General features: G+C 43.4%; 23 protein-coding genes. 13 read left to right on the top strand and 10 right to left on the bottom strand.

Annotation, left to right across the window (positions count from 1 at the left end; all coding sequences use genetic code 11):
• Positions 1-11 precede the first annotated feature (11 nt).
• Genes ric through P2W83_RS13520 form a run of 4 tightly spaced genes read left to right on the top strand, consistent with a single transcriptional unit; the run spans position 12 to position 3375 of the window.
• Entirely contained in the window at positions 12-947 is a 936-nt protein-coding gene (gene ric, locus P2W83_RS13535; protein ID WP_276134279.1) for an iron-sulfur cluster repair di-iron protein, read from the top strand.
• 52 nt (positions 948-999) lie between these two features.
• The gene (locus P2W83_RS13530) at positions 1000-1800 is read left to right on the top strand and encodes a DUF2249 domain-containing protein (RefSeq protein WP_276134278.1); all 801 of its coding nucleotides are present in this window, start codon (positions 1000-1002) and stop codon (positions 1798-1800) included.
• Positions 1797-3068 (top strand): hypothetical protein, encoded by a 1272-nt coding sequence (locus P2W83_RS13525; RefSeq protein ID WP_276134277.1) that lies wholly within the window; start codon positions 1797-1799, stop codon positions 3066-3068. The genes P2W83_RS13530 and P2W83_RS13525 overlap by 4 nt, the downstream gene beginning before the upstream one ends.
• Entirely contained in the window at positions 3046-3375 is a 330-nt protein-coding gene (locus tag P2W83_RS13520) for a metal-sulfur cluster assembly factor (protein WP_276134276.1), read from the top strand. Before P2W83_RS13525 ends, P2W83_RS13520 begins: the two co-directional genes overlap by 23 nt.
• Positions 3376-3379: 4 nt before the next feature.
• On the opposite strand, the gene P2W83_RS13515 is transcribed toward P2W83_RS13520, so the two are convergent.
• From P2W83_RS13515 to P2W83_RS13480, 8 genes are all read right to left on the bottom strand, one after another.
• Positions 3380-4147, bottom strand: a complete 768-nt coding sequence (locus P2W83_RS13515) for an ABC transporter permease (RefSeq protein ID WP_276134275.1) — start codon at positions 4145-4147, stop codon at positions 3380-3382.
• Positions 4144-4872: an ABC transporter ATP-binding protein gene (locus P2W83_RS13510; protein ID WP_276134274.1), complete on the bottom strand. Its 729-nt coding sequence runs from the start codon at positions 4870-4872 to the stop codon at positions 4144-4146. The genes P2W83_RS13515 and P2W83_RS13510 overlap by 4 nt, the downstream gene beginning before the upstream one ends.
• Positions 4869-6113, bottom strand: a complete 1245-nt coding sequence (gene nosD, locus P2W83_RS13505) for a nitrous oxide reductase family maturation protein NosD (protein ID WP_276134273.1) — start codon at positions 6111-6113, stop codon at positions 4869-4871. The genes P2W83_RS13510 and nosD overlap by 4 nt, the downstream gene beginning before the upstream one ends.
• The gene (locus P2W83_RS13500; RefSeq protein WP_276134272.1) at positions 6095-6520 is read right to left on the bottom strand and encodes a nitrous oxide reductase accessory protein NosL; all 426 of its coding nucleotides are present in this window, start codon (positions 6518-6520) and stop codon (positions 6095-6097) included. The genes nosD and P2W83_RS13500 overlap by 19 nt, the downstream gene beginning before the upstream one ends.
• Complete coding sequence (locus tag P2W83_RS13495; RefSeq protein WP_276134271.1) at positions 6517-7101, bottom strand: hypothetical protein; 585 nt, start codon at positions 7099-7101, stop codon at positions 6517-6519. Before P2W83_RS13495 ends, P2W83_RS13500 begins: the two co-directional genes overlap by 4 nt.
• A 58-nt stretch (positions 7102-7159) precedes the next feature.
• Positions 7160-9145: a Sec-dependent nitrous-oxide reductase gene (nosZ, locus tag P2W83_RS13490; protein ID WP_276134270.1), complete on the bottom strand. Its 1986-nt coding sequence runs from the start codon at positions 9143-9145 to the stop codon at positions 7160-7162.
• 41 nt (positions 9146-9186) lie between these two features.
• Positions 9187-9672, bottom strand: a complete 486-nt coding sequence (locus P2W83_RS13485; protein ID WP_276134269.1) for a c-type cytochrome — start codon at positions 9670-9672, stop codon at positions 9187-9189.
• 432 nt (positions 9673-10104) lie between these two features.
• The gene (locus P2W83_RS13480) at positions 10105-10458 is read right to left on the bottom strand and encodes a hypothetical protein (RefSeq protein WP_276134268.1); all 354 of its coding nucleotides are present in this window, start codon (positions 10456-10458) and stop codon (positions 10105-10107) included.
• A gap of 275 nt (positions 10459-10733) precedes the next feature.
• Between P2W83_RS13480 and P2W83_RS18695 the strand changes: the two genes are divergently transcribed.
• The 5 genes from P2W83_RS18695 to P2W83_RS13460 all read left to right on the top strand — a co-directional run bounded on the left by P2W83_RS18695 (position 10734) and on the right by P2W83_RS13460 (position 19417).
• Positions 10734-11045 carry a DUF6660 family protein gene (locus P2W83_RS18695; protein WP_420831802.1) on the top strand — a complete coding sequence of 104 codons (312 nt, stop codon included), beginning with the start codon at positions 10734-10736 and terminating at the stop codon, positions 11043-11045.
• Between the two features lie 91 nt (positions 11046-11136).
• Complete coding sequence (locus P2W83_RS13475) at positions 11137-15459, top strand: CusA/CzcA family heavy metal efflux RND transporter (protein ID WP_276134267.1); 4323 nt, start codon at positions 11137-11139, stop codon at positions 15457-15459.
• A gap of 2 nt (positions 15460-15461) precedes the next feature.
• A complete protein-coding gene (locus tag P2W83_RS13470; RefSeq protein WP_276134266.1) occupies positions 15462-16667 on the top strand; it encodes an efflux RND transporter periplasmic adaptor subunit in 1206 nt (401 codons plus the stop codon).
• A 15-nt stretch (positions 16668-16682) separates the two neighbouring features.
• Positions 16683-19166 (top strand): heavy metal translocating P-type ATPase, encoded by a 2484-nt coding sequence (locus P2W83_RS13465; RefSeq protein ID WP_276134265.1) that lies wholly within the window; start codon positions 16683-16685, stop codon positions 19164-19166.
• Positions 19167-19240: 74 nt separating this feature from the next.
• Complete coding sequence (locus P2W83_RS13460) at positions 19241-19417, top strand: hypothetical protein (RefSeq protein WP_276134264.1); 177 nt, start codon at positions 19241-19243, stop codon at positions 19415-19417.
• A 40-nt stretch (positions 19418-19457) separates the two neighbouring features.
• Here the strand turns inward: P2W83_RS13460 and P2W83_RS13455 are convergent, their stop codons facing one another.
• Together P2W83_RS13455 and P2W83_RS13450 are read right to left on the bottom strand one after the other, a co-directional pair.
• Complete coding sequence (locus P2W83_RS13455; RefSeq protein ID WP_276134263.1) at positions 19458-19829, bottom strand: DUF983 domain-containing protein; 372 nt, start codon at positions 19827-19829, stop codon at positions 19458-19460.
• Between the two features lie 53 nt (positions 19830-19882).
• Complete coding sequence (locus P2W83_RS13450) at positions 19883-20590, bottom strand: Crp/Fnr family transcriptional regulator (RefSeq protein WP_276134262.1); 708 nt, start codon at positions 20588-20590, stop codon at positions 19883-19885.
• Positions 20591-20688: 98 nt separating this feature from the next.
• On the opposite strand from P2W83_RS13450, the gene P2W83_RS13445 reads away from it, so the two are divergent.
• From P2W83_RS13445 to P2W83_RS13430, 4 genes are all read left to right on the top strand, one after another.
• Entirely contained in the window at positions 20689-21096 is a 408-nt protein-coding gene (locus P2W83_RS13445; RefSeq protein WP_276134261.1) for a glycine cleavage system protein H, read from the top strand.
• 156 nt (positions 21097-21252) lie between these two features.
• Positions 21253-21858 (top strand): methyltransferase domain-containing protein, encoded by a 606-nt coding sequence (locus P2W83_RS13440; protein WP_276134260.1) that lies wholly within the window; start codon positions 21253-21255, stop codon positions 21856-21858.
• A gap of 40 nt (positions 21859-21898) precedes the next feature.
• Positions 21899-22462, top strand: coding sequence for an alkylphosphonate utilization protein (locus P2W83_RS13435; protein WP_276134259.1), 564 nt, complete (start codon positions 21899-21901; stop codon positions 22460-22462).
• A gap of 4 nt (positions 22463-22466) precedes the next feature.
• On the top strand, positions 22467-24104 hold the full coding sequence (locus P2W83_RS13430; protein WP_276134258.1) for a SulP family inorganic anion transporter: 1638 nt from the start codon (positions 22467-22469) through the stop codon (positions 24102-24104).
• The last annotated feature ends 124 nt before the right edge of the window (positions 24105-24228 follow it).

Raw genomic sequence — 24228 nt, 5'->3', positions numbered from 1 at the left:
ACAATACAACAATGAACAACGTTTTCATCGATGTTACGGTACTGGAACCAAGAATGAAACACCCTACCATTTTCGACGCATTCGACAACGTGGCCGAAGGGTACTCTGTAGTGATTCACAATGACCACGATCCCAAACCGCTCTACTATCAATTACTCGGCGAACGCGGGAACTGTTTTTCATGGACTTACCTGAGCAATGGCCCTGAAATATGGGAAGTAGAAATAAAGAAGAATGAAAAAAACGTGGAAACGATAGGAGAGATTGCCAGTAAAGACATGCGCAAAGCGGCGTTGCTGAAAAAGCTGGGAATAGATTTCTGTTGTGGCGGCAAACGTTCGCTTGAAGAAGCCTGCCTAGAAAAAGGACTGGATGTACATAGAGTGAAAGATGAGCTGCAAAATGCCGAACGTGTGACTCCTGCAGGACCACAGATGGACTTTAACTCATGGACACTGTCTTTCCTCGCTGACTACATCATTAACGTTCATCATACTTATGTAAAGGAGAATACCCGATTATTGGCAGATCTGTCAGAGAAAGTTGCAGGGCACCATGGCGCCGGCAATCCGATGTTGATCACACTACGCGACAAAACGCATGAACTGCTGAGAGAGCTGACAACACATTTGAAGAAAGAGGAACAAATATTATTCCCATACATCAAACAGCTGGAAACGCCAGGATTTAGAAAGGACCAGCAACAGGGGTTTGCAACTGTCAAAGATCCTATCTGGATGATGGAAAGCGATCACGACCTCGCCGGTAATCTATCGAAAGAGATACGCCAGCTTACCAATGATTATACAAGGCCAGCAAATTCCTGCAATAGTGTTGGACTGTTATTCCACAAACTGGAAGAATTTGAAAATGATCTTATCCAACACATACACCTGGAAAATAACATTCTCTTCCCGAAAGCTATTGAATTAGAAAACAAACTCTAGCAAATCAAGGACTCGAAACATTGGTTTCGAGTCCTTCTTAAACTTAAACAATATGGTCATCGACGCAAATACAAAGATCGCAGCGTTAATCAAGGCCAATCCAGCCGCAATTGACGCAATTGCCAGCATCAATGCACATTTCAAAAAGCTACAAAACCCAGTACTAAGGAAAATATTTGCATCGCGAGTAACAATAGCGGATGCAGCCAAAATTGGAAAGTGCGATATCGAAACGTTCTTTACGAAACTTAGGCCGCTGGGCTTTGCAATCGGTGAAAGTAAACCTATCAACAAAGACCGCGCCCCTATAGACACGACCGCGGATATTAGCTACGATATGCTGTTAGATGTAAGAGAGGATATTAGCAGTGGGAACGACCCGTTTAGAAAAATAATGCAGGCAATAGCGGAGCTACCAAAGGGCAAAGTATTGCTTCTGATCAACTCGTTCGAACCACGGCCCCTTATTGGCATACTAAAAGATCGGGGATACACATCCGAAGTCGTTGAAGTAGGAACTGATGAGGTTCACACATACCTTAAAAAGACAACTAACGAAGCGATTAGCACAGACGATCGCTTGACTGAAGAATCGCAGTTTGACGAAATAAAAGACAGGTTTAATAGTAGGTTACAATACATAGATGTGAGGCAGCTTCCTATGCCCCAACCCATGGTCACTATATTAAAGGCACTTGACTCGTTGGAGAGCAACACGGCATTATATGTCTACCATAAAAAGGTACCGCTATTTCTGCTGCCTGAATTGAAAGAAAGAAGTTATCAAAACGTCATAAAGCACACAAATGAAGGCGTGGAACTGATAATATACCGGCAAGATAACGCTGCATGAAACCACCGGACGAACATATACCGCCTAAAGCTGCAATTATACCCTACTACCTGGTTGCCGCATTCGCCTTTGTTTTGTTATCCGTTCTTTGCCTTATCGCAGGACGCGCCTTTACGGGTCACTATTTTCAGCCGCGCATACTTGCCATAACACACCTTGCGGTATTTGGCTGGGCAACTATGATCATTTTTGGCGCAAGCAATCAGCTGGCGCCTGTGATATGCGAACGAAGACTCTATAACGAAAAGCTTCCGGTACCAATTATTGCCCTTCTTACCTCCGGAGCAGCACTACTTGTTACTTCGTTTTGGAACTTCACGCTCAATACTCCTGCATATATTGGTGGTGCATTGATCCTCACTGCAGTTATCCTGCACGCATGGAACATTTACAAAACAGCCAGTGCTGGAAAAGAGAATATTGTACGCGATTTCATGCTAATAGCCCACTTATGGCTGGCGATCACTTGCACCATAGGGATCCTGCTATTGGTAAACCTCGGTCATCCATTTTTACCTGAGGAACATCTTTTTTATCTGAAAATCCACGCTTCGATTGGTATGGCGGGATGGTTTCTGCAATTGATCATCGGCGTCAGCTCTAAACTAATACCAATGTTCCTGCTAAGTCGTACAGAAGAAAAGAAGCTATTGAATATAAGCTACTATACTATTAATATCGGCCTGACGCTACTATTACTTGAAGGTTTGGTATTTAGGGCGTCATGGGGTCGCCTTCTATATTTCGTCCTCATACTGGCAGGAATTGTCGCCTATGGCCGGTATGTAAGGATATGCTACAAGACAGCTATGCGGAAACAGCTGGACAACGGAATGAAACAAACATTTATCGCGCTTACACTAATATCAGTTCCTTTTGTTTTGTTATTGATCGCACTAATAACAAACAATAACGTCAGTCCCAGCACAATAACAGCCTTTGGTTTCGCGTTCTTCGGCGGGTTCATCAGCACCATTATTATGGGCCAGACTTTTAAGACGCTGCCCTTCATTGTGTGGATGCATATTACTAAGCCAAACACCTTGCCGGAAGTTATGCCCAAAGATCTGTTTAACGAGAAATGGGTGAAAGGTCAGATGTTGGCATTTCTGCCGGGATATATATTATTTCTTGCTGGGATACTCCTAAGGCAAACTGTACCGATCTACTCGGGAGCTACGCTGATGATTTTGGCATCCGCGTGGTATTTTATACATGTAGTATTGATCATTAAAAAACTGGAAAATGGAACTAGACATAACAGATAGCGACTACCGTACTAAAGCAATTGTACTGGAAGCCTTGCACCAGGTATCAGACCCCGAGCTTGGTATAAACATCGTAGACCTGGGCCTGGTTTACGGTATAGATATAAATGAAGCGGAAAAGACAATAACTGTGAACATGACGCTATCAACACCATCGTGTCCGCTCGGCAATTTTATAACCAATCACGTGGCGGTAGCTGTAGAATCAAGTCTTCCAGACTACGATGCAACTGCCAAACTGGTATGGGAACCCAAGTGGAATGCGGATCGGATATCTGCACAAGGGAAAGCAGAGCTTGGATGGTAAACTGCTACAGGTCTTTCTTCTTAAAGACCTTAACGGATAAAAGCAGTGGCCATATCACCCAAAAAGCCATACAGGCAAAAGAAAATATACTGCCCGTAGCCGAGCCCAGAAACTTCTTAAACAGCGCCCCCGAATATCCCATCAATACTGCCACATCTAGCTGCAAAAGCATCAATACCCGGGCCAGATCAATGGGATTAAAGGCGATGACACCGATAACAGCCTTATCTATAGGGTAATCGCCAAATGAATAAATGAAGGCTATCAATAAGCCATCGAATAGAAGCGTAAAAAACAATGAGGTGCCGATTGCTACACCAATACCCTTGGTCTTATCGCGCCATTTTACAAAGATCAGTAGAGCCAGCGAAGTAAAAATAAGGGTGAGCAGTATCCCGGTCAATACAAGAATTAAAGACTCGGTGCCCGACACCAGGAACAACAGTGGCAGTCCGACACCTACCGCATAAGCCCCTGCCAAAGAGGTTGCCACACCGATATATTCCGCCAGCAACACGCTTTTTCTTTTTATCGGCTGTGAAAGCAAGAGCTCAGTAAACTCTATCGAGTTAAAAAAGTAAATAGTGGCAAAAAGTATCGTGATGATCGGTACAAAAAGCAAAGAAACATTCAAGAGGCTCAATAATCCTTTCGCTGGATTTGCATCCAACCCTAATACACTAATCGACAGTATCGCAAGCAAAATCGTATATACGATCACTATCCTATTCCGCAACAGGTCGAGCAACACATATTTTATGATGATCTTCATAATGTCTTTTTTAATGATGGCAATTGCGTCTTCATAACGTGGGCTACTACCCTGTTTAATTTCTCTTCACCAGTGCTTAACTGCAGCTCTTCTACACTCTTATAGAACATGAGCGTACCATCTTGCAAGTAAATAATGTGGCTGGCAATGCCTTCCAGGTCGCTTAAAACATGGGATGTGATAAGAATGAGCTTACCGGCGTTGCGCTCGCTGGTAATCTTTTCTTTAAGCAGCTCACTAGAAACTGGATCTAAACCTGCAGTAGGTTCATCAAGAATGTAAATATTGGGAGAAAACAGGAATGCAAGGCAGGCGCTTACCTTCTGCCGCGTACCGCCCGAAAGATTGCGCATGGTTTTATGCATTACCTTATCCAGCCCAAAACCTGATATCAGTTCCTCATCATAGATTTTGCGGTCGGCACGTATCTCCTTGATCATATTGATCACCTGTTCGATCGTCATATTATCAGGGTAACGACCTATTTGCGGCATGTACCCTATTTGCGAACGATAGGACCAATCCGTTTTAACAACGTGTCCGTTTATGCTGATAGATCCTTTTTCAGGTATAACAAGCCCCAGGATAGATTTGATCAGCGTTGTTTTTCCGGATCCATTGGGTCCCAACAATGATATTGCTTGGCCCTTGAGCAGGTCCAGATTAATATTATCCAGCGCCTTGAATTTGCCAAACGATTTTGTCAGCCCTTTTATTTCGATCATAATTTCCACCTTTTTAGTCTTGGTGCATCATCCCGCAATTGATCAGGAATGATACTGGGCATAACCTTTTCAACTTCATCCATAATATTAGTAAGAAAACTCCTGTACAGTATCATAGCTGTTGGTATCCGTTCTGTGATCACAGAATAAACACTGACGGGGTAATATGGGATATCTCCATTACCATCTTTATCAAGGTCGTAGCCGCCGTATTTATCCCAATAGTTACCCCTGAATGTATTCAGCATCATTGTACCATTGGTAGCTACATCGAAAGAATTACCAAAGAAATTATTTTTCTCGAAGGTGTTACCGTCACAGCTTGCTTGTATACGCATGGCCCACCCATTATCGCTAAAGGTATTATAGGCCACATGAATGCGACTACTACCTTCCATAAAAATACCTACCGTGTTCTTCGTGAATTTATTATACTCGATCCTGCTATCAGAAATATCCTTCAGCAGTATAGCATAGGAGGCATCACCCCAGTTAAGGTAAAAGGTGTTTTTATACATTGTGACACCTTTTGTATACATCACCGCAACTCCCGCCCCGTTATTTTCGAAAGTATTGTAGCTATAAACGTCATTGTGGGAAAACATGAAATGTAGACCGTACCTGATATTACCGAATGATCGGTTGTTAGTGATCAACGATTGGGTCACAAACTCGAAATAAATACCATCACGGTGACCAGTCAATACGTTATGACTAATAAGTAAATTGCTACTCTTCCAGGCATGAACACCGTTGCCGGATTGTAGTTCCTGTTTTGAACTTGCTTTAATAGTATTACCTACGACCTGGCAATGAGTACTGTTTTGCAGATAAACCCCATAGGTAGTATTGTATATGCGGCAACTACTGACGGTAACGTGTGAAACATTCTGGAGCTTTATTCCTGCCATGTCCGTCATGCTGCTCCTGCCGGTATTTTGTACCTGTAAGCCTTTGATGAGGACATTGTTCGCTACTACGATAAATACCTCATTCTTCTTTCCACCATCAAAAACAGGATATCCATCACCAATTATGGCAATCGATTTCCTGACAATAATGTTGTTCTGATTATAACTGCCACTACTGACATATACCGTATCGCCGTCGGCAGCACGATCCAACGTCTCTTGCATACTAGTCGCAGGAGTAACTCTTACAGATTTGGCGTACGTTAATCCGGGTAATAAAATAAATACGATGCATGCGATCCATCGTCGTGCTACTTCAACTCTTCCCATTTCATTGTATTAATTCCGAGGCTATCCTTCAGCCTCTGCGCATCAGCTATTGTTTTAAAAGCTGCATAGTTCCCGTTCATCGGGCTTGCAAAGAATTCATGCCGCAAGTACACTGCACTACCAGCATCTATAACCCCAGCGTCCTTCTTCAAAAAATCCTCTACGTACAAGAGATTGTCACCTTGTTTGTTCTGTTCTGATATGAATTGCTTCATGCAGGCAACGTCATCAAACTTAAACACGCGTCCCTTAGCATCAACCAATTCAGCCGCAAACCGATCATCCACAATGGTCATCTTGCAGTGTGCACACGCTTCTTTACCATAGTCAATAGGTTCGTATCCCCTGCTGCAAGATGAAAATGCAGCCAGGATCACAAACATCAGGATCGATAAGTTCAATTTCATCTCAATTGATTTTTAGTTCGTTTCCATTCGTAGAAGCAAACTCCAACAAGGATAACGCCTGCTACGATAAAAAACCACCCACCAAGGGCTGGCTGAGACAATGCTTCAAAATTCAGCATTTTTTTGTAGCCGATCAGGGGCGGCTGATAAGCCATACCTGGCACTTTAATGGGCGCAGTCGGATTGAGATTATGGCCATAATCATACTCCCACTTCCAAAAATCATACATTGAAACTCCGGCTATTGTCAGGAATATCATTGTCCAAACATAATATCCGACTTTCCGATTTAGCACTAACACCAACAGCCCGATACCGCAGAAAACCATTAAAGTGATGGGCAGATAAACAAACTCCTTAAAATCTTCTTTGTGAATGGTTTTCATACCGATGTAATGATTCAAGCCATTGATGACCTCAACATCGCCTTTTACATCGTTTATCCATATTTCCATATAGATACCTTCAGGATATTGCGGAGCTGCGAGATCGATGCGCCACATAGGCAGAAACCATAAAGCAACAACGCATCCTACCACCAAAAAGATACTGATCCTGCCTAAAACGCTTAACTTCTTCATACGATCAGAAAAAATAATGGCAGTACACTTCATAAGTATACTGCCATTGGTGAGAAAATTATCTTACTGCTGCTACTGCAGCGGCTGAATCAGTTTTACCTGTATGCCATTTCAAAGGCACACTGCTTCCTTTAGGAGACACACGCATGTAACCTTGCATTTCCTGGTGCAGTGCAGAACAGAAGTCGGTGCAATAGAACGGATAAACACCGGCTTTAGTTGGCACAAACTTCAGAGTATTAGTTTCACCCGGCATTATCAGCAATTCTGCGTTAGCAGCATGCTTGACGGCAAAACCGTGCGGTATGTCCCAATCTTGCTCCAGGTTCGTTACGTGGAAATACACTTCGTCACCAACCTGTATACCTTCTATGTTATCAGGCGTCAGGTGAGAGCGTATAGCTGTCATATAGACGTCCACACGGTTGCCGGCACGTACTACCTTTGTGGTTTTTTCGCCCATCGACACATATTGATGCTTGTTAACATTGATGTCGTAAATCTTAGCACTTTGCGCCTTGATCTTATCAGCTGCAATAGCCTGGGCGTAGTGTGGTTCACCTATTGTAGGATAGTCCAACAACAATTGCATTTTGTCTCCATCTATCGAATACAACTGTGCACTTTGCGTCAACTCGGGACCTGTAGGCAGATACCTGTCTTTGGTAATTTTGTTGTATGCTACTACATATTTACCATAGGGCTTTTTTGTATCGCCACCGGGCACCATCAGGTGACCGATAGAATAATACGTCGGCACCCTGTCCAACACCTTCAGATCCTTGATGTTCCATTTAACAATCTCAGAAGAAACAAAGAAAGAAGTATAAGCGTTGCCTTTACCATCAAACTCTGTGTGCAATGGTCCCAGACCTGGCTTCTGAACTTCACCATGAAGCGCAGCTTCGTATTTGATCACGGGAATGCCATAATAATCGCCTTCAAAAGCTTTGTCAGCGATGGCTTTAGTGATCTTTTGATAAGCAAACACCGGAATTAAAGCTGCAAGTTTACCGCTACCTATGATATACTCACCTGTCGGATCAACATCACAACCGTGTGGGGACTTTGGACATGGGATCAGGTAAACAAAATCTTTCAATTCGTTTGGATCGAGTGTAAGCACTTCTTTCTCCACTTCTGACGTAGCGGTATGATTTTCCTCGTTCAACGTATTGTGATAATATTCGGTAGCCATTTTCTTACCCTTGCCAGCCCTTGCATATTCCTGGGCTTTCTTCCAATTGATAGCAACGATATAGTCTTTATCCTTCTGCGAAGCATTCACCTCCAAAAGTGTATTAGCCTGCTCCGTATTATATGTTGAAAAGAAGAACCATCCATGTGAAGGTCCTTTACCAGCGCGACTCAAGTCGAGGTCCATACCAGGTAATACTACCTGGAAATCTATTTTCATCCTACCTGTTGTAGGATCAATAGCGATAAAGGACACAGTACTTTTAAAGTTTGCTTTAAAAGAGGCCTGCGTGAGCGCTGCTTCCTGATCGGCGATGGGAACGGAAAAACGTGTACCACCAACGATGTACTCTGAATTTTCGGTAATGAATGGCGAAGAGTGGTTACCGCCGCTATTAGGCAGTTCCAGCACTTCGACAGTCTTAAACGTCTTCAGGTCGATACGCGCCACACGTGGTGTATTATTTGCATTGGCAAACAACCAGCGTCCGTCGTGTTCACCATTAGTCTGAGAAAGCGCCAGGTGATGTTCATCATCCCAGGGAATAAAACCATGAGATGTTTGCAGCATTGGCTTAGTCTCCTCGTTAAAACCGTAGCCATTCTCGGGATTTTGTGAAAACACGGGAATCACTTTCAGCAAACGTCCTGAAGGAAGCCCGTATACTGATACCTGGCCGCTAAAGCCACCGGAAACGAAATTGTAAAACTCGTCATACTTACCAGGAGCAACGTATACTTTCGATGCGGCATCACCGCTCACCGCTGCCTCGGTCGTCTTCATTTTACAGCTCTGAAAGCCAACTATGGCTCCCAGAGACATTAATGTTAAAAGATACTTGGTCATATAATTCCTATTGTGTGTTAAGAAGGGGAAACATTTGTCATCTAGTTCTTGCCATCGTTCTTACGCATGAACTCTAACACAGCCCTTGCTTCATCATCTTTCAGGTTCTGGTTAGGCATACGAACCATACATACTTCAAGCATTGCCTGTGCTTTAGGATCTTTCTCTAACATTTCATCCACATTTGTCACGAAGTTCATGATCCATTCAGGAGTTCTTCTGTCAGTTACGCCCTTCCAACCGGGACCAACCAGCTTTTCTTCGTTGAGCTTATGGCAAGAACCGCATTTCACATCATATGTTCCTTGGCCGGCTTTTACCATGCCTTCGTCAAGTGGATGCGTCAATTCCACGTTTTGGAATTTACCTATACCCTTGTCGCTGGCAGTAGCGGCAGGTGCAGGAGACTCATCGACCGGCTGTTGTGGGGTTTCATCTTTTACTGATTTTTCTTCGGAACTACCTCCGCAACCATAGATAATAAAGCAGGCAGCGAAAGCAGCGACATAAAAATGTTTGAGGTTCATAAAACTGGATGTTTTTTGTGAAATGATATATTTTATTCACAACCCAAAAGTCCAGCTGAATTGAAGAATAAAATATGATTACAGTCATGGAAAAAGGATAAAAAGGTCTCTTTTTGATTTTATTGGCTGATTGTGGTCAGTTTCTCCCCTTCCTAACACAACGCAGAACAGCCGGTTCCTAAGTTAAATAAATATATTCGGTAATAGCACAACAAAAATGCCATGAATTACCAAAATAGCTGATTGCCAATTAGTAATAGCCGCCTATAAGTGCAAATACCGAACTTGTCATTAACAAATCTGGCATTTATCTCTTTAATCGTTGTTTTATTGCACTTTAAAGTCTATTTATTTTTCAAGGTTATATCTATGATGATCCAACTTCGTCGAAATAAATCAGTTAGACTTTTGGGCGTTTTGATGCTATATTACTTATCGCAATGCTTGAGTCAGAGGATGGTCATAGTATTTCCACCAGATGAACAACTGGAGTATCTGACCAAATTGTTTGAACAAATCAGGATAACTTAATGGGTGCCGGGAAATTGTTGCCGTTTGTTGCCATTTTGAGGCGCTTTTTTGGAACCATATTTTTTTGCCTTGCGACATTTGCCTGGCGAAAGCAGTGACAGCCAATGGCTTGGAATGATTCCCCACAAATACCGGTTTGCTTGAAATGATAACTTTGTTGCCCTGTAGGGTGATGAGGGAAAATATTACAAGCCCGGGGGCTTTGATGGAAGAAAGCGCTTGCCTGTATTGGTTTTGGCCGCCAAGCTGTTTCAATGTGTTTACATCCTCCCACCCTTGTAGGTTTTGTTGCAGCTTAAGGGTGCCGGGTAAAATGATGGGCGTATAGATATGACGTTTTGTCATTTTTGGGATAGGCTTTACTATAGCAAATATACGACAAAAGTTAAAATATTGTTTGCTTTTACGTCATTATATATAAAGAACGCAGTAACGGTAAGATTCAACCAATTTCAAAATGGTTCCTGCAGGATATCTTCAAAAGGCCAACAGAATATTATTTGTGCTTTTTTCTCTATTTTTACTGAATCATGCGATACTTGGCATCCTTTATGGCCATTTTAGTTATACTCCTCAGCTGCGTTCCATGTGCTGATGGTATTACGATTTCATCTTCAGTAGCTTCTACCCAAGGTGCTTCGCATGAACATCATGAGGATAGTGCTGATCTTTGCTCCCCTTTCTGTCAATGTGCCTGCTGTGCTTCATTTTCGCTGATGACTGAACCAGTAAGCATACCTGACATGGTAATTGCCAAGGAGCAACCAGTATATCAAGAGGCACTTGAATCCATTATTCGGAAAATGTCCATTCCGATCTGGCAACCTCCCCAGTTAGTTTAAGAATGTTGGCCTGTCAAAGGCATGTTAAGCCACTTATGCGTTGCTCCAACAACGCATAAATGGCTATTTACAACACTTTTGAACTACAAGAATGCTAGATCGAATAATTTACTTTTCAATAAAGAATAAGCTAGCTATTGGAATTTTTACTTTGATTCTAATAGCATGGGGGATCTATTCCCTAACCCGGCTGCCAGTTGATGCAGTACCCGATATTACAAACAACCAGGTTCAGATAATTACAACTGCCCCAACGCTGGCTAGCCAGGAGGTTGAGCAATTCGTTACTTATCCAATAGAACGCAGCATTGCCAATCTGCCTGATCTTGTGGAGATCCGGTCTATTTCGAGATTTGGGTTGTCAGTAGTAACGGTAGTTTTTCACGATAACGTCAATATCTATTTTGCGCGACAACTTATAAATGAGCGGCTCAAAAACGCTGAGGAAGAAATACCAGCAGGTATGGGATCTCCTGAACTGGCACCGGTAAGTACCGGATTGGGCGAAATATACCAGTATATAATTCATCCCAAAAAAGGGTCGGAGCACAAGTATTCCGCGATGGACTTGCGGACAATGCATGATTGGATCGTTGCCAGACAACTTTACGGAACTCCAGGCATAGCAGAAGTCAATTCATTTGGAGGCTATCTGAAACAATATGAGGTGGCCATAGATCCCAACCAGCTGAAAGCTATGAATGTGACAGTTGCAGAGCTTCTCGATGCACTGGAAAAAAATAATGCAAACACTGGCGGAGCCTATATAGACAAGAAACCGTACGCATACTTCATTCGCGGTATTGGTATTGCCACAAGCACGGAGGACATCGGAAATATCGTCATCAAAACAGTAAAGGGCATACCTGTCCTTGTTCGCCATGTTGCTACGCCCCGAATAGGCCATGCTATCAGATATGGAGCAATGACACGCAACGGTGAAGGCGAAGTGGTGGGTGGTATTGTAATGATGCTAAAGGGATACAACAGCGCGGAAGTGGTGGAGCGGGTAAAGCTGAAAATGGAAACTATAAAGAAGTCATTACCTCCTGATATCGAGATCGAGCCCTTCTTAGACCGGACAGATCTTGTTGATCGGGCAATAAAGACAGTTGAAACAAACTTAATTGAGGGCGCTCTGATAGTAATTTTTGTATTGGTGATCTTCCTTGGAAATCTGAGGGCTGGGCTTATCGTAGCATCCGCAATCCCTCTATCCCTATTGTTTGCATTGGGTATGATGCATGTCTTTGGAGTAAGCGCAAACCTGATGTCTTTGGGTGCGATAGACTTTGGTTTGATCGTAGATGGTGCGGTTATAATAGTTGAAGCTACGATGCATCACCTGGGATTGCGGAAGAGTGGAAAGGCACTTTCCCAAGGGGAAATGGATGAAGAAGTATTTCAATCGGCTTCTAAAATTCGTAGTAGCGCAGCGTTTGGAGAAATAATAATCCTTATCGTATACATCCCTATTCTCACACTTGTTGGTATTGAAGGAAAGATGTTTCGCCCGATGGCGCAAACGGTGGGATTTGCGATACTTGGAGCCTTGGTATTGTCAATTACCTATATCCCCATGATGTGTGCATTGGTGCTGCCAAAACAGTTGAGCAACAGGCGGACATTTTCAGACAAGATGATGGATTGGTTTCAACGTAGATATGAACCGATTCTTAACTGGGCTATTAATCAAAAGCGATTCATTGTGGCTGTAGCAGCTGCATTGTTAGTTTTCACCATCATTGCATTTTCACGCATGGGTGGCGAATTTCTGCCGCAGCTTCAGGAAGGTGATTATGCCTTTCACTGTATTCTACCACAAGGTGCTTCGCTTTCACAAAGCATAGAGACATCTCTACAGGCACAACGAATAATTAAGTCCTTTCCTGAGGTTAAAGCTGTTATAGGCAAGACAGGAAGTGCCGAAATCCCAACAGATCCAATGCCCCCGGAAGCATCTGATCTTATAATAGTCCTGAAGGAAAAAAAGGAGTGGACAACTACATATGACTACAACGACCTCGCTCAACGCATTTTGGAGAAACTGGAGGTGATTCCTGGTATATTCTTCGAAGCCAATCAGCCAATTCAAATGCGTTTTAATGAGTTGATGACTGGCGTTAGACAGGATGTGGCGATCAAGATTTTTGGGGAGGATATAGCAACCTTAGCTGATCTAGCACCAAAAATTGCAAGTATCGTGCAATCAGTGGAAGGGGCAACAGCACCTCAAATTGAACGAACTTCTGGCTTACCTCAAATTACTATTGAGTACAATCGAACACAAGTGGCGGCATATGGGTTGAACATAGCCGCCATAAATCGGGTTATTACCGCGGCATTTGCAGGAACCAAAACGGGAGTAATCTTTGAAAATGAAAGAAAATTTGACCTGGTTGTACGCCTTGATAGTGCTCATCGTACAGGAATAGAGGATGTTGCAAATCTTTACATCCCTATACCAGGCGGAAGTCAGGTGCCTTTAAGCCAGGTAGCAAAGGTTTCGTTCAAGGAAGGGCCGGCACAGATAAGCCGGGAAGATGCAAAAAGGCGCATCGTGATAGGGTTCAACGTAAAAGATCGTGATGTGCAGAGTGTTGTAAAAGACATACAAAAGAAGCTGGCTGATTTCAGACTACCAACCGGCTATTATTTGACTTATGGCGGAACATTTCAAAGCCTCGAAGAAGCTTCTGCACGCTTAAGTATCGCGGTGCCAATTGCCTTATTCCTAATTTTCGCCTTGCTCTATTTTACCTTTCAATCACTCCAGCAAGCAACATTGATCTTCACTGCAATACCGATGTCCGCTATTGGAGGTGTTTTTGCTTTGTTGTTACGAGGTATGCCTTTCTCTATTTCAGCTGGAGTGGGATTCATCGCACTTTTTGGCGTTGCTGTCCTTAATGGTATCGTTCTGATTGGAACTTTTAATCAATTAGCAAAAGATGGGGTTGCCGATGTAATTGAGCGTGTGCGAATTGGAACAAAAATCCGATTGCGTCCTGTTTTAATGACAGCAGCAGTTGCTTCGCTGGGTTTTTTACCAATGGCTTTATCAACAGGGGCTGGTGCGGAAGTTCAAAAACCACTTGCTACTGTTGTTATTGGAGGCCTGATAACCGCTACTGTCTTAACGCTTATCGTGTTGCCCTTACTCTATATCATGTTTACTACAGGCATCCGGCGCAGATCATCACCTGTTATGGTGGTAATGCTTACTCTATCCCCAATATTTGCAAGTAGCCAGACCGGAAGGACAGCGGCAGAACCGACACGAATTAGTTTCAATGATGCTTTTGAAATTGCACTGCAAAATAATCTACAGTTACGTAGCCGCGATATCGCAGTACAGCGTTCACGGGCATTAAGCGGAACATATTTCGATATTCCCAAGACAGGTGTGTTTTTTGAAAATGAAGATCTTCGTCCTTCAGATCATCAAGGAATATTAAAAATCGGCCTTTCCCAAAGTATAGATTGGCCAGGTGTGTATAAGGCCAAACGCAGTTTATTGCAGGAGCAGCTTCGAGCTGTTTCCTATACAAAGCAACTACAGGCATTGGAGATCAAGCGCGAACTTCAAACTGCATACTATACGCTTTGGTATCATCAAAACCGAAAGCAAGTATTGACAACCTTGGATAGCTTCTTTCATGAATCAGCTAAAATTGCTCAATTGCGTGCTCATGCTGGAGAAAGCCCAGGCCTTGACAGTATTTCTGCCAATGCAAGAAGCCAGGAGGTTCACTTACAGAAGAGGCTAATTGATAAAGATATTCAAAGCCAGCAAGCTATTTTAAACGCTATTCTGCATTCGGACATCTCCTATCTGGCCGATGAAATGCCATTGTCAAAAGTACCGTTTGATCTGGACATGCAGCCTACAGCCGATCACCCCGCTTTACTAAAACAACAGCAGGAAATTGCGATAGCAAATGCTGATGTTCGGGTAGCAAGGTCAGGGTTAATGCCGGATTTCTCAGGCCGCTTTTTCTCTCAAAGGTTATACGGTATGTTAAACCCCTATTCTGGTTTCTCGGTAACCGTTGGAGTGCCAATATTTGGCCTGAATGGGTATAGGAATAAAATCAGGGCTTCCCAACTGGAACGGGATTATCAGCAAACGCTTTATGATTATGAAAAGGTGTTATTACAAACACGGTTTTCTCAAAGCAGGTTACAGCTCCAGAAGCAATTGGAAAGAGTGGAATACTATGAAGCAACCGGATTACAGCAGGCTGAAAAGATCGTTACCGCGGCAAACCTCGCTTATCGCGGGGGAGAAATAAGTTTTGCCGAGCTTTCGCAATACCTAATGCAGGCTCTTGACATCCGTAGGAATTACCTGGATGCACTAAATGAGTACAACCAATCTATCATCCAACTTAATTATTATTTAAATCGCTAAGAATGAGATATATCATATACCTGTTTCCTGTGTTTCTGTTATTGCTGGCGTGCGGCGGCAAGAAGGAATCCACAACTACAATAGAAGAACATCACGAAGAAAGTACACTCGTTAGTTTAACCGAGGATCAATTAAAGGCAGCCAACATTACAATCGGGCAAGTTGAAATGAAGAATCTGACCAGCTCGATCAGTGTTAGTGGTACGCTAGAAGTACCAAGTCAAAATAAAGCATTCATTACATCACTAGTGGGCGGAGTGTTACGTTCAATAAACATACAACCCGGAAGCTACGTTAGAAAAGGACAGACTATTGGAACAATTGCTAATACAGAGGTTTCTAATATTCAACAAGAGCTGATTTCTATCAATGCACGGATTCAGTATTCAAATCAGGAGCTTGACCGCCAACGGGAACTTGTCAGAGGGAATGCCGCTCCGTACAAGAATGTGCAACGGATTGAATCTGAGCTTAAAGGACTTCGTGCGCAACGAAGTGCCTTACAACGGCAACTTTCTACTCTTGGGGTATCTACAGGAAGCATTTCTTCGACTCTGGCAATTAAGGCACCAATTAGCGGTACAATCTCTGAGATTACCTCCCAAATAGGATCTAATATCGATCCTAATGCTCCCATCGCAGAAATCATTAACAACTCGGAACTACACCTGGACTTATTTGTCTATGAAAAGGACTTGCCCAAAGTGGCACCTGGCCAAATAATACACTTTACGCTTACGAATAACCCTGGTCAGGAGTATGACGCGCGGATATATTCTATAGGCACGGCATTTGTGAATGAAACGCGTGCTGTGCCGGTGCATGCACACGTAATTAACGATAAAACCGGCCTTATAGAAGGAATGAGTGTAACCGCCCGTATAAGCCTGGGAGAAAGCGTCTATCCGGCTGTTCCTGATGCTGCTATCGTTACGAATGATGGCAAAGACTACATATTTATCGTATCTGGTAAGAAAGCCAGTGAAGAACAAGAAGCAGATCATAAGCATGAACCGGCTCCAGAGCATAGTCATGCAAGCGAAGCAATGGTTTTTGAACGGATTCAAGTAATCAGGGGTGCATCTGATGTGGGCTATACCGAAATTAAACCAGTTAGTACGTTGCCTCAACATACCAAAGTTGTTGTCCAGGGAGCATTTTTCCTTATGGCTAAAATGACTAACGCCGGGGAAGCACATGAGCACTAACGCCACACTACCTCTATGGAAAAAACTAGAATAGACTTAGAAATATTATTGCCTGAAGTGCCTGGCGAAAGGGATGAATGTGTAACAAAAATCATTCATGCCCTCCAAAGCAGACGAGGTATCGAGTTAGTTCATCTTGTACCTCAAAAGGACAATTCACATGCACAACTATGCTTTCATTACGATGCTAGCGTTATTTCCGTAACGGAAGTTGAGGATTTGGCCAAAGCGGCAGGAGCTGAGCTTACAGTACGCTATGGACACCTTCTTTTTAACGTGTCAGGTATTCGTCATCCTCGCCATGCCAGAATTATAGAACGCGAATTACGAGCTGTAACAGGCATAGTATCTGTTGCCGTCGCCGCCACTGGATTTATTCAATTGGAATATGAAAGAGCAAAAACTTCACAAGAAACGATTGAAAGAAGTATAAGGAAAGCTGGGCTGGACATCAAAAATGTTGAAGACTTTCATCAAACAGGTAAAGAGGATCATGCTGAACATGCCCACGGTGATCATGAACATGCGCATGAAGAACACGGGCATTCACATGGCGGCATTTTTGGTGAAAAGACAGAACTCATATTTGCGCTCATTTCCGGTGCGTTATTGGGAATAGGGTTTGGATTATCCTTTATCAATGGGTTGCCGGAATTTATTCCGATTGCTTTTTATATAGGTGCTTACTTCTTTGGCGGATATTTTACAACAAAAGAAGCCCTTACAGCAATAAGCAAGGGTGATTTTGAAATAGATTTCCTTATGCTGGTTGCGGCTATCGGCGCAGCCGTACTGGGCGAATGGGCGGAAGGTGCTTTGCTGCTATTCCTATTCAGTATGGGGCATGCACTCGAACATTACGCTATGGAAAAGGCCAGAAAGTCCATTGCAGCACTTGCCGATCTAGCCCCTAAGACAGCGCTACTAAAACAAGATGGAACATTAAAGGAAGTGGATATTGCCAATTTGAAACCCGGAGATATCATAGTTGTTAAGCCTAATTCAAAGATCTCTGCTGATGGTATCGTGATAAAAGGCAATAGCAGTGTCAATCAGGCACCTATCACCGGAGAAAGTATTCCTGTTGACAAAATACCAGTTGATAATCCAGACATAGACATTGCTACTGCAAATACTATAGACAAATCACACAAGGTTTTTGCCGGATCTATCAATGGCGCTGAAGCACTAGAGATAAAAGTTAGCAAAGTAGCATCCGATTCAACAATAGCAAGACTGGTAAAGCTTGTGAATGAAGCACAAACGCAGAAATCTCGTACACAAAACTTTACCGATAAACTAGAGAAATATTATGTGCCAGCTGTCCTAATATTGGTAGTGTTGCTCCTCGGTGCATTTTTAGTAGTAGATGAACCGTTTAGTGCCAGTTTTTATAGGGCAATGGCAGTTTTGGTTGCTGCCAGTCCATGTGCATTAGCCATTTCGACACCCAGTGCTGTTTTGAGTGGCGTTGCCAGGGCAGCAAGATGTGGTGTGCTCATAAAAGGTGGTAAGCCCTTGGAAGAATTAGGCACTTTAACTGCCATTGCTTTCGACAAAACAGGCACCCTTACGGAAGGTAAGCCAAAGCTTACCGGTGCATATCCGCTTAACGGATTTTCTGAAGGACAATTGTTGGAGATAGCGATTGCGGTGGAGAAATTGAGTGATCATCCATTAGCAGCTGCAATTGTTAAGGGTGCATCTGAAAAAGTCAGGAAAGAGATAAAACCAGCTGAAAAGGCTGAAGCGATTGTTGGCCGGGGAGTGAAGGCAGTCTATAATGGTTCTGTTGTGCATATAGGCAATAAGGATCTTTTCATTGAGAAGGGAAGCTCATTACCCGATGATGTTAGAAAACAAGCGGAGGATCTTGAACAAAAAGGGAATACCACGATGATTGTTGAGCTGGGGGATAAATTGATGGGTATACTCACTCTTATGGATACCCCAAGGCCAGATGCCAAGCCAACGCTTTCGCAACTCCAGACGTTAGGAGTGAAAAGAATGGTGATGCTAACCGGAGATAATCAAAAGGTAGCGGAAGCAATAGCGAAAGAAATAGGCATCACAGATGCAATGGGGAATTTGTTACCAGAACAAAAAGTGGCTGCTATCGATAAATTAAGGGTAAACGAAAAACAAGTTGCAATGGTAGGTGATGGGGTGAATGATGCCCCTGCGATGGCCAAAAGCACCGTGGGAATTGCAATGGGCGCTGCTGGTAGTGATGTGGCATTGGAAACTGCCGATATCGCCCTTATGGCAGACAAATTGAGCAACTTGCCTTTTGCTATAGGGTTAAGCAAGAAAGCCAGTAGAATTATCAAACAGAATCTAGTTGTCAGCCTGGGAATGGTTGCAATACTTATACCGTTGACAATTTTAGGGATTGCCCATATTGGGCCTGCTGTTATTGGGCATGAAGGCTCTACGTTGGTAGTTGTATTTAATGCCTTGCGTTTATTGGGATATAGAGCCCCGCAAGGCAATAAATAATGTGCAAAAGAGGTACATGCTATAACAGAAGTTTCTTTCCAAATGCGAGACAATCGCTATTCGAACATAATCATGTGTTTACCGTTGTAACAGATGACGAACCAACACCCCACTCTTACGAAGTTGCTGCATGGAAATTTGATAACATCGAAAACTTGCAGGCAGACATTCCGGCATTCTCTGTTTTCTCTTACCAAGGAAACGCTATATTAGCTATCCTCCAAAAGTTTAACCTGAGAGCAGACCTGTAGTTGTCAACTCTGTAACCAGCTCTGAAGATCTGCGTTCCCACTACCCGAACTTAGTGAATAAATAGATGTAAATGGTTTTGGACAGTCGCATCAACCAGGGTTGCAACAAAACAACAATTGCTGTTGAAAATAAAAACGAGGTGATAAAGCTATTGTCCTTATAAGTTATTCCCCAGATGCAGGCATACAAGACAAATCCGAAAAAGTAGACAACGACACTTAGCGCATAGTTTATACCGGGAGCATTATCGCTTACATTTATCTTTTGCCTGCAATCAGGACAATGATCAACTGTTTTGAGCGAGCCACCTAAAGGGAAAACGCCCTTGTTTAAATAAATATTCCCCCTTCTGCACTTTGGGCATTTACCATTCAAAATATCTGGCAGAATGAAGGAGTTGCGGTGCTGCATGTTTTTGAATAAAAATACGAACATAGAGCGATGCAAATGTGACATTTATCACATCACGAGTAATTTGATACCTCTGCCAATTTTCGGACGTTAGTTATCAATATCTTCCTTCCTATGGTATCTATTATCTTCTCTTGCTTGAACTCCGTGAGGAATCTCGCTACGTTCTCGCGGGTCGTTCCAGCCATATTAGCAATGTCATCCCTGGATATGCTTATCATAACAGGAGCTCCTGGTTTGACCCCTTGTTTATACTTTTCCCTCAAAACGATCAAGGCTATCGCTACCCTTTCTCTTACCGGCCTTTGAGCAAAGACTGATAAATTGTTTATATATACGGCAAACTCATGGCTAAGCGTCTTCAAAAGTTTTCTTGAAAATGCCGGGGAACGATCAAGTGTCGAAAGAAAATCTGCTACCGGGATAACATCGACAACACTGTCTTCCAGTGCAGCAGCTGCATCAGGATAAACTTCATCTGCCAAAGCGGCATGATACCCTATAAGTTCCCCGGCACTGGCAACATAAACAATGTGTTCCTTCCCGTCGTTATCTATCTTATACTTCTTTACCGTTCCGGTGTGGATATAAAAAATACTTGTGGGCTGAGCCCCTTCCCTGAAAACGATCTGACCTTTTTTATATTTCTCCTTTCTTGCATGAGCCATCAAATTGTCCCAGTCTTTATCGCTTAGATCCGCAAGTATCTTCTGAGAATTAAAGTCCCATCTGTCTATCGGAAAAATTCCTTTCAGGCTCATATGGATCAAAAGTAAAGAATATTAAAAAGCGCTGGAATTAAATCAAATGTGATAAAACGCAAAAACCGGTGGACAAGCTACTTGTAATTTTGCCGCCTATGCTACTTGATGAAGCCCAGCTGACTACCTGCTACTTTACAAAGGATTATGAATGGATCAGATTTGATGACTCCACAGCTTACGTCGGAGTTTGCGACTTCAAGCTCATCGGGATAACCGACATACAAAAAATTGAGTTGGTCATACCTGCCAGGGATGGCAAACAAGGTGACTTAGTTGCCAATATTATCTCTGAAGATTATAGCATTCCGGTACACATGCCGGTGGGCGGCCGGTTCATAGAGAGCAATCAAGCCCTTATTAGTTCACCAAATACTCTGCTACAGAGTGCCCAAACAAGCGGCTGGATAATCAAAATTCAGCCATTATTGCCGTACGCAGCCGCAGAATTACTGGATGAAAGTGAATACTCGAAGAAACAAACCCGAATGAAAACAAGCATTTGATCGCAGTTATGATCAAAATGAAATCCCTGGCTGAACATTTTCGAACTATCTCCAGATAAGAGTTATAATGCTACACCCCGACCGTAAAAAGTTTTAGTACAAAAGAATATGGTGAGAAGAAGACAAAACAATACGATCATCTATAAACGAAAGGTCATGCCGTCAAGGTTTCTGCAACCGGGTGCAACAAACAGCCTTCTTTCAGACCAATGGTTCAATGAACAGTACCCACCATCTATCGCCGCATTGACGGAACGGCACTGGACACCTTTGATAGTCGCCAAAAGAGCTGCCGAGTTTTTGGCGACAGGCAACCAGGTTCGCATTCTCGACATCGGCAGCGGCGTCGGCAAATTCTGCTTATCAGCCGCGCATTTTGCACCACACGCGTTGTTTTTCGGAATAGAACAAAGAAAGCGCCTGGTCCATTACGCTGACAAAGCAAGGGAATCTCTCGGACTCGAAAATGTGTCTTTTATTCACGGCAACTTCACACAAATAGACTTCAAAGATTACGACCATTTCTACTTCTACAACTCATTCTATGAAAACCTTGACGGCACCGATAAAATAGATGATAGCATAGAATACTCCGGCGAACTATTTAATTATTATAACCGTTACCTATACCGTCAATTAGACGCAAGGTCGCCAGGCACACGGTTGGTAACTTATCACAGCCTCGAAGACGAACTTCCCCCAAGTTATCACCTCGCAGATTGTATGATGAACGACCTGTTAAAGTTCTGGGTAAAAGCTTGATCAGATAGCCACGACGAATGGGAATAAAACGATAAAAGATATGAGTACGACCATCAGCGATAAATTGAGACAACGCTGCAACGACATTTGTGAATTGTGCAATACAGAAACTGCTGCATTAGCCTACGCGGTCAGCCCACGAAACAATGACGTAATAGAAAACGAGGTAGCACTTTGCAACACCTGCGCATCGGCAATTGACAATGAAAATATGGCGATGGATTGGCATTGCCTGGCTGGCAGTATTTGGAACACGGAACCAAGTGTTCAGGCATTAAGCTACAGGCTGCTCTACAAGCACAAAGCTGAAGAATGGGCAAGTGAAATCATGAGTTCCGTTGATTTGGATGAAACTGTGGTTCAATGGGGACTAAACGCTTTCGAGGTATCACCTGTACACAGAGATAGCAATGGCACCGAATTAAACAACGGGGATACCATCGTTCTTATACAAGGCCTGAATGTAAAGGGAGCAAATTTTATGGCGCCAAAGGGAGCGATCGTAAGAAAAATCAAGCTGGTACCTGATAACACCGACCAGATCGAAGGAAAAATAAACGAGCAAACCATTGTTATACTAACAAAGTACGTTCGAAAATCTTGATTGCATGTTCACTCCAAAACTGTTTAGCACTTTAAAAACTTACAACCAACAGCAGTTGGGTAGAGATGTGCTGGCAGGCCTGGTCGTTGCTATCGTAGCCTTGCCGCTGGCAATTGCATTCTCCATCGCATCCGGGGTTTCTCCCGAGAAAGGTTTATACACGGCAGTCATCGCAGGTTTTATCATTTCAGCATTTGGCGGCAGCAGGGTGCAAATAGGTGGCCCCACCGGTGCATTTATCGTGGTTGTTTATGGTATAGTGCAGGTACATGGCTTCAACGGCCTGGTGATCGCCACGTTTATGGCAGGCATCATGCTAATTATGATGGGCCTGGCGCGCCTTGGCTCTGTCATTAAATACCTTCCATATCCGTTGATTACGGGATTTACAAGCGGAATTGCCCTGATAATCTTCGCATCACAGGTAAAAGACTTTTTAGGACTGAAAATAAAAGCAGTCCCGGTAGAGTTCATTGACAAGTGGACAAGCTACGCAGAGAACGTTCATACGGTAAATCCATATTCACTACTCATTTCTATCACCACTGCTGCAATGATAATGCTCTCGCCAAGATTTTCGCGGAAAATACCGGGATCGCTGATAGCATTGGTTCTGACAACTATTGCCGTGCAGTGGTTGCAATTGCCCGTAGAAACCATTGGGAGTCGATTTGGAGCGATCCCTTCCCTGTTGCCGAAACCCTCCTTGCCTCATATCGATTATGCAACCATTAAACAGCTCATCCAACCTGCTTTCACGATAGCCTTACTTGGTGGCATTGAATCCCTACTCTCGGCAGTTGTAGCAGACGGCATGATAGGAGGAAATCATAAATCCAATATCGAATTAGTAGCCCAAGGTGCGGCCAACATAGGCTCCTCTATCTTTGGCGGCATCCCTGCGACCGGCGCTATCGCCCGCACGGCAACCAATGTAAAAAACGGAGGACGCACGCCCATCGCAGGCATGGTTCACGCCATCTCGCTCGCAATGATCATGTTGTTCGCCGGAAAATACGCTACACTCATACCTATGGCTACCCTTGCGGGAATATTGGTTGTAGTAGCTTACAACATGAGCGAATGGGAGAATTTTATTTCCTTTCTGAAAGGCCCCAAGAGTGACCGTCTTGTACTGCTGGTCACATTCGTGCTTACAGTACTTGTTGACCTCACAGTAGCCATTGAAATAGGAATGGTACTGGCAGCCTTTCTTTTCTTACGCCATATGATCAAGAGCAGCAACGTAACTGTCTTATCAAAAACGGAGGAAGATAAAGACCAAACCGACCTGGCGTCAATTCCCCGGGACGTGGAAGTGTTTGAGATCGCCGGTCCGTTATTCTTTGGCGCGGCCTACAAGTTCAAAGAAGCAATGAAACTTCTGGAGAAACCTGCCAGTGTATTGATCATACGGATGCGGCAAGTACCTAATATCGATGCAACAGGCTTAAAAATACTCAGCGACATTCATAAAGATGCTGTAAGGCATAAGACTAAGTTGATCTTGTCGGAGGTACACAGCGATGAGATCAGGAATGAACTGAAAGCTACCCGATTACTATTTGCGATCGGCAAAGCAAATGTCACTGGTACGTTTACCCAGGCGATTGAACGGAGTAAAGTAATAATGAACAAGTAAAACGCGGAGACGTGTAACATCTGGCTCACTGGTTAAGGAAAATCTGCGAAGACATCAACCGTTTACGTAGCCCACATAGGGGTTTGCTGTTTCAACAGCAAACCAATGCCAATAATTTTGGCAC

Source organism: Polluticoccus soli, from assembly GCF_029269745.1.
GTDB lineage: Bacteria > Bacteroidota > Bacteroidia > Chitinophagales > Chitinophagaceae > Polluticoccus > Polluticoccus soli.
Note: the sequence above shows the minus strand (reverse complement) of the source record. Positions and strands in the feature narration are given on the sequence as shown.

Coding starts and splice junctions, on each gene's coding strand:
- ric (WP_276134279.1), top strand. CDS start 12: ATGAACAACGTTTTCATCGATGTTACGGTACTGGAACCAAGAATGAAA.
- P2W83_RS13530 (WP_276134278.1), top strand. CDS start 1,000: ATGGTCATCGACGCAAATACAAAGATCGCAGCGTTAATCAAGGCCAAT.
- P2W83_RS13525 (WP_276134277.1), top strand. CDS start 1,797: ATGAAACCACCGGACGAACATATACCGCCTAAAGCTGCAATTATACCC.
- P2W83_RS13520 (WP_276134276.1), top strand. CDS start 3,046: ATGGAACTAGACATAACAGATAGCGACTACCGTACTAAAGCAATTGTA.
- P2W83_RS13515 (WP_276134275.1), bottom strand. CDS start 4,147: ATGAAGATCATCATAAAATATGTGTTGCTCGACCTGTTGCGGAATAGG.
- P2W83_RS13510 (WP_276134274.1), bottom strand. CDS start 4,872: ATGATCGAAATAAAAGGGCTGACAAAATCGTTTGGCAAATTCAAGGCG.
- nosD (WP_276134273.1), bottom strand. CDS start 6,113: ATGGGAAGAGTTGAAGTAGCACGACGATGGATCGCATGCATCGTATTT.
- P2W83_RS13500 (WP_276134272.1), bottom strand. CDS start 6,520: ATGAAATTGAACTTATCGATCCTGATGTTTGTGATCCTGGCTGCATTT.
- P2W83_RS13495 (WP_276134271.1), bottom strand. CDS start 7,101: ATGAAGAAGTTAAGCGTTTTAGGCAGGATCAGTATCTTTTTGGTGGTA.
- nosZ (WP_276134270.1), bottom strand. CDS start 9,145: ATGACCAAGTATCTTTTAACATTAATGTCTCTGGGAGCCATAGTTGGC.
- P2W83_RS13485 (WP_276134269.1), bottom strand. CDS start 9,672: ATGAACCTCAAACATTTTTATGTCGCTGCTTTCGCTGCCTGCTTTATT.
- P2W83_RS18695 (WP_420831802.1), top strand. CDS start 10,734: ATGCGATACTTGGCATCCTTTATGGCCATTTTAGTTATACTCCTCAGC.
- P2W83_RS13475 (WP_276134267.1), top strand. CDS start 11,137: ATGCTAGATCGAATAATTTACTTTTCAATAAAGAATAAGCTAGCTATT.
- P2W83_RS13470 (WP_276134266.1), top strand. CDS start 15,462: ATGAGATATATCATATACCTGTTTCCTGTGTTTCTGTTATTGCTGGCG.
- P2W83_RS13465 (WP_276134265.1), top strand. CDS start 16,683: ATGGAAAAAACTAGAATAGACTTAGAAATATTATTGCCTGAAGTGCCT.
- P2W83_RS13455 (WP_276134263.1), bottom strand. CDS start 19,829: ATGCAGCACCGCAACTCCTTCATTCTGCCAGATATTTTGAATGGTAAA.
- P2W83_RS13450 (WP_276134262.1), bottom strand. CDS start 20,590: ATGAGCCTGAAAGGAATTTTTCCGATAGACAGATGGGACTTTAATTCT.
- P2W83_RS13445 (WP_276134261.1), top strand. CDS start 20,689: ATGCTACTTGATGAAGCCCAGCTGACTACCTGCTACTTTACAAAGGAT.
- P2W83_RS13440 (WP_276134260.1), top strand. CDS start 21,253: ATGCCGTCAAGGTTTCTGCAACCGGGTGCAACAAACAGCCTTCTTTCA.
- P2W83_RS13435 (WP_276134259.1), top strand. CDS start 21,899: ATGAGTACGACCATCAGCGATAAATTGAGACAACGCTGCAACGACATT.
- P2W83_RS13430 (WP_276134258.1), top strand. CDS start 22,467: ATGTTCACTCCAAAACTGTTTAGCACTTTAAAAACTTACAACCAACAG.